The following is a 7,725-nucleotide window of genomic DNA, read 5'->3' as shown; positions in this document are numbered from 1 at the left end:
ACACCCCCTGGGACCTCTCGAGCGGAGGCCTACTTGAAGAAGGCGATCCCGTCGTCGGGCATGTCGTCGGGCAGGGCCTTGGCCCAGCGCTCGACCTCTTCCGGGGTGACGACCTTCTTCAGGTGCGCCGACATGTAGGGGCGCAGCTCGACCTCGGGGGTCTGCTTCTCGCCGACCCACATCAGGTCGCTCTTGACGTAGCCGTACAGCCGCTTGCCGCCGTTGTAGGGCCCCGAGGCGGCGGTGCGCGCGACCGCGTCCGTCACCAGGTCGATCTGCGGCTTCTGGTGCGCGAGTTCGCCGTACCAGATCTCGATGACGCCGTCGTCGCGGGTCATCGTCACCTCGACCTTGCGGTCCGCGTCGATCCGCCAGAAGCCGTGCTCCGACTCCAGCGGGCGGACCTTGTTGCCGTCGCCGTCCAGCACCCAGGTGTGGGAGCTGTACTCCAGGAAGTCCCGGCCGTCGTGGGTGAACGTGACCTCCTGGCCGAAGTTGCACTTCTCGGCACCGGGGAAGTCGTGCACGCCCGCACCGGCCCAGTTGCCGAGCAGGAAGGCGAGCGGGACGAGGTCCTTGTGCAGGTCGGACGGGATCTCGATCATGAGCGGAACTTCCTGGCGTCGGTGATCAGCGCTGGCCCTGGTACAGCTTCTTCACGGTCAACCCGGCGAAGGCGAGGACGCCGACGGCGACGAGGACCAGCAGGATTTCGAAGAAGAGGATCACGGGGTGCTCCTTGAGCGGGGGTGCGGTGGTGTGCACAGGGCCGGTCCCCAGCTTACGCGGCCGGGGCCGGCCCCTGTCGTGCGAGGTGGTGCCTCCCGTGCCTCAGCCCAGCAGCTGGCTCTGCAGCACGACCGTCTGCCGGAACGGCACGGCGGGCGCGGTGCCCTTCCGGGACTGCAGCACGACGGCGAGGACGTCGCCGGCGGCGAGGTAGGCCTGGCGGTCCTGTTCCTCTCCGTACGGCCTGGTCTCGACCTGGGCCGAGCGCTGGACCCCCGCGACCTCCGACTTCACCGGGAACGACTCGTCGTTGTCGACGCTCTCCGCGCCCTTCACCGAGTAGGCCGAGGTGTACGAGAAGTGGGGCTTGAAGAAGGAGCCCTCCACCACGGCCGCGGTGTCGAACCGCAGCAGGTAGATCCTCGTCCGGGTGCCGTCCTCGGTCGTCCAGCCGCGGGCCGCGATGTGCCGCAGCCCGGCGTCGACGAGCTCCTGCCGGAAGGTGTCCCGGTCGTCCTCCTCCGCGTACTCCTCGAGGAAGTCGTCCGTCGCCAGCCAGCCGTCCTCGCCGCGCAGCGCCTTGTTCTCCTTGGCGCCCGCCGGGGCGGGCAGCAGGAGGGCGCGCAGGTCGGCGTGGTGGGTGCCGGCCGGGTTGGAATCCGCCTGCGGCCCGGGGCTGCCGGCGGGCAGTGGCGGCTTCGTCAGTTCCGGGTAGTCCCACCGCCCGTCGGACGCGGTCGCCAGGCCGGGTACGTCCGTCCGTTCCATCCGGGTGATCCCGTACGCCGTGCCCGCGCCGGCCACGGCGAAGACCACGACGGCGGCGGTCCAGCGCAGGGCGGCCCGCAGCACCCGGCGGTCCTTGCGCACCGGCGGCCCGGGATCGGCCACTGCCTCCGGTACGGCCGGTGGCTCCGTGGGCGGGGCGGGTACGAGGATCTGCGGCTGCTCGGTCATACGGCCTTCCCCGGTTCGTCGATACGGTCGAGCTGCTCGCGGAACAGTGCGGCGACACTCTTGGTGTCCAGCGGCTTCGCGCCGTCCGCGGTGAGGGTGACCAGGACGTTCCCGACACGGGCCGAGCACTGCATCATGTCGAGGTCGGTCTCCGCGTCCGCCGGCGGCAGGAAGCACTGGGCGTCCTTGTGGCCCTTGATCTTCGGCCCCTTGCGGAAGATGTCGAGGGCGTCGAGGAACTCGGTCTGGAACCGCGCGAAGTCCCGCACGGCGGCCTTGTTCTCCATCCGGGCGAGCACGATGCCCACGGTGTGGACCTCGTCCTCGTTGTAGACGCTGTTCGATCCGCTGGTGTAGCTGCGCATCGCCATGCCCTCGATGCGCCAGCTGTCGATCTCCTTCTCCAGCCGCTTGCGCTGGGAGCGCGGCAGGTCGCGCAGCGACTCCTTCTGCAGCGCCGTGGCCCGGCCGCCGCTGAGCCGCGTGTCCGAGCCGAACTCGCCGAAGTCGGGCCCCGGGAACCAGTGGTCGTACCCGTACGGCACGAGCATCCCGGCCAGCCCTTCCGGCTCGGCCTTCTTGTCCTCGGCCGCCGCCTTGGGGAACTTCCACTCGGGCGCGGCGGCGTCGCGGTCGGCGCCGTCCACGGTCACGACGGTGTATCCGACGCCCGTGACGACGGCTCCGGCCAGCAGCACGGAGCCGACGACGGAGGCGATACGGCCCCACCGCACGGGCCGCTTCGCGGGAGCCGTGGCGGGGGCGTCGTCGGGGACGGGCGGCAGGGATGCCGGGTTCTGCGTCTCGTTCACAGCCGCTCCATCTGCCGCTCGGCCAGATCCATGATCATTTTCTTGGGGACGGGCTTGATTCCGTACACCCAGATCTCCATGGAGATGTCGCCGCGCCAGGCATGCGCCTCCGCGCTGTACAGGGGCTCGTAACCGGGTTCGGTGTAGGGGTCGTTGTGGACGTACGCCCTGCCCTCCCCGGTGCCGGGGAGGGCCCAGCTGTCCGTGTCCTCCGCGTCGTCCGCCCAGTACTGGCTGTTCTCGACGTTGCCGGCGGCCGCCCGGTGCCCCTCCTGACGGAACTGGACCAGCCGGATCTCCACGCTGTAGTCGTCGTCGTCGAGCCAGCCGACGACGGCCGCACGGCGGAACTCGTCCATGGCCAGCTGTCCGAACATCGAGCCGGACTCCTCGTAATTGCCGGCGTACTCGGCGAGGTCCATCCAGCCGTCCTCGCCCGTCGGCCAGTCGGGCTCCCGCGTCCCGCGCGGCTTCTTCAGCAGCAGCTCGCGCAGGTCGCCGTCGGTCTTCACGCGGCGGTCCCGGTCGGCCGACAGCGGCTCGGGCGCCTTGCCCTTCGACTGCGCGAGCACCGGCTGCGACAGCGGCGGCAGCCTGGTGGGCTCACGGTCGGCCTGTACGAGATATCCGGTGCAGGTGCCGGCGACCACGCCGAGCACGGCCGCGGCGGCGATCAGCACGGCCGTCCGCCCCCGCCGGCGTTTCCGGGGCGCGTCCGAAGCCGCGACCTCCGGTGTTTCCGGGGCCGCGACCTCCGGTGTTTCCGGGGCCTCGCTCACCGGTGTTTCCGGGGCCGGGGCGGCCTCCGGCACATCCGCCGGTCTCGGTGCATCCGGGGCGTCGGCTGCTTCTTCGGGTTGTTCCAAGACGTCCCCCCACAGAAGGTGAAGCGCGTATTCCGTCTACGCGCGCACAGGAGACCCACAGGCGTCGGCCGAAGTTGTAGCGATCATGATTACGATTCGGTCATGGCGAAGAAGCTTGTGATCAAAGTGACCGCGGGAACCGACGCACCCGAGCGCTGCTCGCAGGCGTTCACGGTGGCGGCGGTGGCCGCGGCCAGTGGTGTCGAGGTCTCCCTGTGGCTCACCGGCGAGTCCTCGTGGTTCGCCCTGCCGGGCCGTGCGGCCGAGTTCGAGCTGCCGCACGCCGCCCCGCTGCCCGACCTGCTGGACACGATCCTGGCCACCGGCCGGGTCACCCTGTGCACCCAGTGCGCGGCCCGCCGCGACATCACCGAGAAGGACGTCGTCGAGGGCGTACGGATCGCCGGCGCGCAGGTCTTCGTACAGGAGGCGATGGCGGACGGGACGCAGGCGCTCGTCTACTGAGCGGCCCGCCCTACCGGGGCCGCTTCTTGCCGTCCAGCTCGTCCCACCACTCGTCGGACTTCGGGTCGCCGGACGGATCGTCCCACCAGCGGTCCTCCGGCCCCCGCCGGTTGGCGACCATCGCGGCGACCGGCGGGATGACCATGGCCACCACGCACATGCCCACGGCCGCCGGCACCGACCACAGCCGCACCACGCCCCAGGCCAGGACGAACAGCCCGATGCAGGTGCCCATCATGGCGAAGTAGGCGTGCCGCCTGCGCGCGTACATAAGACCAGCGTAGGTCCGGGCACGCCGAAGGGGCCGCACCCCGGGCGTCCAACCCGTGGGGTGCGGCCCCTTGGCCGTTCTCGTGTCCTCAGACCGCGATCGCGACCTCGGCCAGGCCGCCCTGCTGGGCGACGACCGTGCGGTCGGCGGTGCCGCCGGGCACCAGGGCGCGGACGGTCCAGGTGCCCTCCGCCGCGTAGAAGCGGAACTGTCCGGTCGCGGAGGTCGGGACCTCCGCGGTGAACTCGCCGGTCGAGTCCAGCAGACGGACGTAGCCCGTCACCGGCTCTCCGTCGCGGGTCACCTGACCCTGGATGGTGGTCTCACCGGGCTTGATCGTCGAGGCGTCCGGGCCGCCGGCCTTCGCACCGCACATGTCTTACTCCTGAAGGGGTCTGGAAAGGTCGGTCGGGAGGGACTACTTGCCGGAGCCCAGCTCGATCGGCACGCCGACGAGGGAGCCGTACTCGGTCCAGGAGCCGTCGTAGTTCTTGACGTTCTCCACGCCGAGCAGCTCGTGCAGCACGAACCAGGTCAGCGCGGAGCGCTCACCGATGCGGCAGTAGGCGATGGTGTCCTTGGCCAGGTCCACCTGCTCGGCCTCGTAGAGCGCCTTGAGCTCGTCGTCGGACTTGAAGGTGCCGTCGTCGTTGGCGTTCTTCGACCACGGGATGTTGGCGGCCGACGGGACGTGGCCCGGGCGCTGCGACTGCTCCTGCGGCAGGTGGGCCGGGGCGAGCAGCTTGCCGGAGAACTCGTCGGGCGAGCGCACGTCGACCAGGTTCTGGGTGCCGATGGCGGCCACGACGTCGTCGCGGAAGGCACGGATGGACGTGTCCTGCGCCTTCGCCTTGTAGTCGGTCTTCGGGCGCTCCGGAACCTCGTCGCCGGGGACCAGCTCGCGGGCGTCGAGCTCCCACTTCTTGCGGCCGCCGTCGAGGAGCTTGACGTTCTCGTGGCCGTACAGCTTGAAGTACCAGTAGGCGTACGAGGCGAACCAGTTGTTGTTGCCGCCGTAGAGGACGACCGTGTGGTCGTTGCCGATGCCCTTGTCCGACAGGAGCTTCTCGAAGCCGGCCTGGTCGACGAAGTCACGGCGGACCGGGTCCTGCAGGTCCTGCGTCCAGTCGATCCGGATGGCGTTCTTGATGTGGTTCTTCTCGTAGGCGGACGTGTCCTCGTCCACCTCGACGATGGCGATGGTCGGGTCGTCCAGGTGCTCCTGGACCCAGTCGGCGTCGACCAGGACGTCGCTGCGGCTCATGTTCTTTCTCCTCCGGGGCAGTTGCGGCGGGGCGTGCGGGCGAGAGGGTGCGCGCGGCCTCACGGGGTCGGCGCACGGGTGCCCTCAGCGGGGGCGGGGTGGGAAAGCGGACGTCGACGTCCGCTCGGAAAGTCAGAAAGAACGACAGAGCATGGCGGCGACACGGCACAGGTCCACTGCCCGCCGCTTCGTGAGATCCGCCTGTCCCCTCGGCTGGAGGACGCTCGTCTGATCCTGCATGGGTCCGATCGTAAGGAGGGACAGGCGGGCGTGTCACCGGTGTGTCGCATGTTGAGACACGATCGTCCGCAATACGGGATGACGCATCGCGGGAGCGGCCCCTCCCGCCCCTCGGTTCCTCCCGGTCCCGCCCTCGTATCTGCCCTACGGACACCCCCGTCTCGCCTGTCGGACAACGCCCCCCGTCAAACCACTCCCTACCCGACCAGACGGACGTCGGAACCCTTCACCGTGATGTCCACGCCGTTCTCCGCCGCCTCGACCTTGTCCAGCCGGATGCCGCCGGGCAGTCCGTCGATCCTCTGCTCGAAGTCGGTGATCTGCCGCACGCTGGACTCGACGATCTCGACCCCGCCGAACGCCGGTACCGAGTCGGCCTTCACGCGCACGGTGTCGCCGTCCACGACCGTCACGGAGCTGAGCACGGAGACCGGCTCGGGCAGCTCGGCGCCCAGCACGGTGGCTTCCACCTCGACCTTGATCTTCCCGTTGCCGCCGTCGGACAGGCCGACGATCCTGGCGGTGACGCCGGGGCCCACCCGGCCGGGCTCGGACTTGCTGGCGGTCTTCAGCAGCTCGTCGTAGGCGATGGTGGCCGTGCCGGTGGCGCTGTCGGCGACGGCGGAGCTGAAGTCGGTGGAGAAGTCGACACCGTGCATGTCCGCGCGCAGGTCGGCGATACGGATCTTCTTGGCGCCGTCGCCGGTGCCGGCCTCGTAGTCCTGGATCCCCACCTCCACCTCGTCGAGGGTGCCGCCGGCGAGCTGGGTGAGGAAGGGGAAGCCGTTGATCGACACGTCGGGGGTGCTCGCCAGGTTCTCGGTCGTCTTCAGACGGTCGGCCGCCTCGCCCTCGGCGAAGTCGACGGCCACGCGGTCGACGACGACGAAGATCCCGCCGAGTATCACGACGACGATGAGCAGTATTCGCAGTGCGCGCATGCGGTGTCCCCCACCTGGCGGTTTCGACGAGGCCGTGCCGCGAGGGTAACCCTGTGGGGGGTGGGGGCCGGGGGATTGTCGATCACCTGTGACAAGGGACCGCGCCGCAGGCATCCCACCCGCCGGCCGTCAGGCGACCAGCCGCCCCAGGACGTACACCGCGGGGGCCGCCGCGGCCAGGGGCAGGGCCACGCCCGCCGTGAAGTGGACGAAGCGGGACGGGTAGTCGTAGGAGGCCACCCGGTGGCCGATCAGCGCGCAGACCGCCGCGCCCGCACCGAGCGCCGCACCCGCCGAGCCGTCGACGGCGAACCCCGCCCCCGCCGCCGCCAGCAGCGCGACCACCACGGACACCGGTGTCGGCAACGGCAGTGCCCGTGCCACCGCCCCCGCCGCCACGGCCACCGCGCCCACGGTCACCGCGGACGCGTCCGCCGCCAGGTACCCGCCCGCCGCGATCGCCAGCGCCGCCGCCACGACCGTCGCCATCAGGCCGTACATCCGCTCGTCGGGATCCGCGTGCGACCGCAGTTGCAGCACCAGCGACAGCAGCACCCACACCCCCAGCGTCCCCAGGATCGCCGCCGGCGACCGGTCGGACACCAGCAGCGCCGCGTCCGCGGCCAGCGCGCCGAGGAACCCCAGCGCGATCCCCTGCCGCGCCGGCCACATCCCGTTCAGCCGGAACCAGCCCGCCGCCGTGAGCCCCTGCAGCACCACCAACGGCACCAGCAGCGCGTACGTCCCCAGCGCCGCCCCGCCCGCCAGCAGCAGCCCCAGCAGCGCGGTGAGCGCCGCCGGCTGCATCCCGGGCTCGATGATCGGCGACCGCCCCTCGGCCCGCGCCCGCTGCGCGTCGGTGACCCGCGAGTTCCCGGCCAGCGTGGCCGGCCCGTACTCGGGCCCGGCCTCAGGAGCGGCCGGGGGCACTGGAGCCACCGGAGCCACCGGAGCCACCGAAGCCACCGGAGCAGCCGGAGCCGGGTCCGGAGCCGCCGCAGCCGCCGCCACCGGCGGCTGCATCTGCGTCTCCCACGTCTGCCCCTGCCACTGCTGCGTGTACTGCTGGTCCGCGTACGGATCCTCGTACGCCTGCTGCCCGGGCCACACGCCCTGAGCAGCGGCCTGCTGCGGATCCTGGTACGACGGGTCGTACGCCCCGTACGGCTGGTTCGTCATC

Annotated in this window: 12 protein-coding genes; 1 reads left to right on the top strand and 11 read right to left on the bottom strand. The window is 71.0% G+C overall.

The annotated features are described in order from the left end of the window. Window positions 1-29: 29 nt before the first annotated feature. The 5 genes from AMK33_RS20265 to AMK33_RS20250 all read right to left on the bottom strand — a co-directional run bounded on the left by AMK33_RS20265 (window position 30) and on the right by AMK33_RS20250 (window position 3,277). Entirely contained in the window at window positions 30-605 is a 576-nt protein-coding gene (locus AMK33_RS20265) for an FABP family protein (RefSeq protein WP_073934294.1), read from the bottom strand. Between the two features lie 25 nt (window positions 606-630). Continuing rightward, complete coding sequence (locus AMK33_RS44725; RefSeq protein ID WP_268817379.1) at window positions 631-765, bottom strand: hypothetical protein; 135 nt, start codon at window positions 763-765, stop codon at window positions 631-633. Between the two features lie 66 nt (window positions 766-831). Continuing rightward, window positions 832-1,686, bottom strand: a complete 855-nt coding sequence (locus AMK33_RS20260) for a hypothetical protein (RefSeq protein WP_073934293.1) — start codon at window positions 1,684-1,686, stop codon at window positions 832-834. Continuing rightward, a complete protein-coding gene (locus AMK33_RS20255) occupies window positions 1,683-2,498 on the bottom strand; it encodes a hypothetical protein (RefSeq protein WP_327379399.1) in 816 nt (271 codons plus the stop codon). The genes AMK33_RS20260 and AMK33_RS20255 overlap by 4 nt, the downstream gene beginning before the upstream one ends. Beyond that, on the bottom strand, window positions 2,495-3,277 hold the full coding sequence (locus AMK33_RS20250; RefSeq protein ID WP_235618146.1) for a hypothetical protein: 783 nt from the start codon (window positions 3,275-3,277) through the stop codon (window positions 2,495-2,497). Before AMK33_RS20250 ends, AMK33_RS20255 begins: the two co-directional genes overlap by 4 nt. Before the next feature lie 189 nt (window positions 3,278-3,466). Here AMK33_RS20250 and AMK33_RS20245 point away from each other — a divergent pair, with 189 nt between their 5' ends. After that, on the top strand, window positions 3,467-3,829 hold the full coding sequence (locus AMK33_RS20245; RefSeq protein WP_073934291.1) for a DsrE family protein: 363 nt from the start codon (window positions 3,467-3,469) through the stop codon (window positions 3,827-3,829). A 10-nt stretch (window positions 3,830-3,839) separates the two neighbouring features. Here AMK33_RS20245 and AMK33_RS20240 read toward each other — a convergent pair whose 3' ends face one another. From AMK33_RS20240 to AMK33_RS20215, 6 genes are all read right to left on the bottom strand, one after another. After that, window positions 3,840-4,100, bottom strand: coding sequence for a DUF3099 domain-containing protein (locus tag AMK33_RS20240; RefSeq protein WP_073934290.1), 261 nt, complete (start codon window positions 4,098-4,100; stop codon window positions 3,840-3,842). Window positions 4,101-4,188: 88 nt separating this feature from the next. Beyond that, a complete protein-coding gene (locus AMK33_RS20235) occupies window positions 4,189-4,476 on the bottom strand; it encodes a DUF1416 domain-containing protein (RefSeq protein WP_004986406.1) in 288 nt (95 codons plus the stop codon). Between the two features lie 42 nt (window positions 4,477-4,518). Beyond that, window positions 4,519-5,364 (bottom strand): sulfurtransferase, encoded by an 846-nt coding sequence (locus AMK33_RS20230; RefSeq protein WP_073934289.1) that lies wholly within the window; start codon window positions 5,362-5,364, stop codon window positions 4,519-4,521. A gap of 132 nt (window positions 5,365-5,496) precedes the next feature. Continuing rightward, complete coding sequence (locus AMK33_RS45205) at window positions 5,497-5,604, bottom strand: putative leader peptide (protein WP_383453869.1); 108 nt, start codon at window positions 5,602-5,604, stop codon at window positions 5,497-5,499. Between the two features lie 197 nt (window positions 5,605-5,801). Further along, window positions 5,802-6,545 carry an LmeA family phospholipid-binding protein gene (locus tag AMK33_RS20220; protein ID WP_073934288.1) on the bottom strand — a complete coding sequence of 248 codons (744 nt, stop codon included), beginning with the start codon at window positions 6,543-6,545 and terminating at the stop codon, window positions 5,802-5,804. Between the two features lie 129 nt (window positions 6,546-6,674). Then, on the bottom strand, window positions 6,675-7,724 hold the full coding sequence (locus AMK33_RS20215) for a hypothetical protein (RefSeq protein ID WP_073934286.1): 1,050 nt from the start codon (window positions 7,722-7,724) through the stop codon (window positions 6,675-6,677). Between the last annotated feature and the right edge of the window lies 1 nt (window position 7,725).

Origin of the sequence: Streptomyces sp. CB02400, assembly GCF_001905725.1 — a bacterium.
Classification (GTDB): Bacteria; Actinomycetota; Actinomycetes; order Streptomycetales; family Streptomycetaceae; genus Streptomyces; species Streptomyces atrovirens.
The sequence above is the reverse complement of the archived record's forward strand: the minus strand, read 5'-3'. Positions and strand labels throughout refer to the sequence as shown.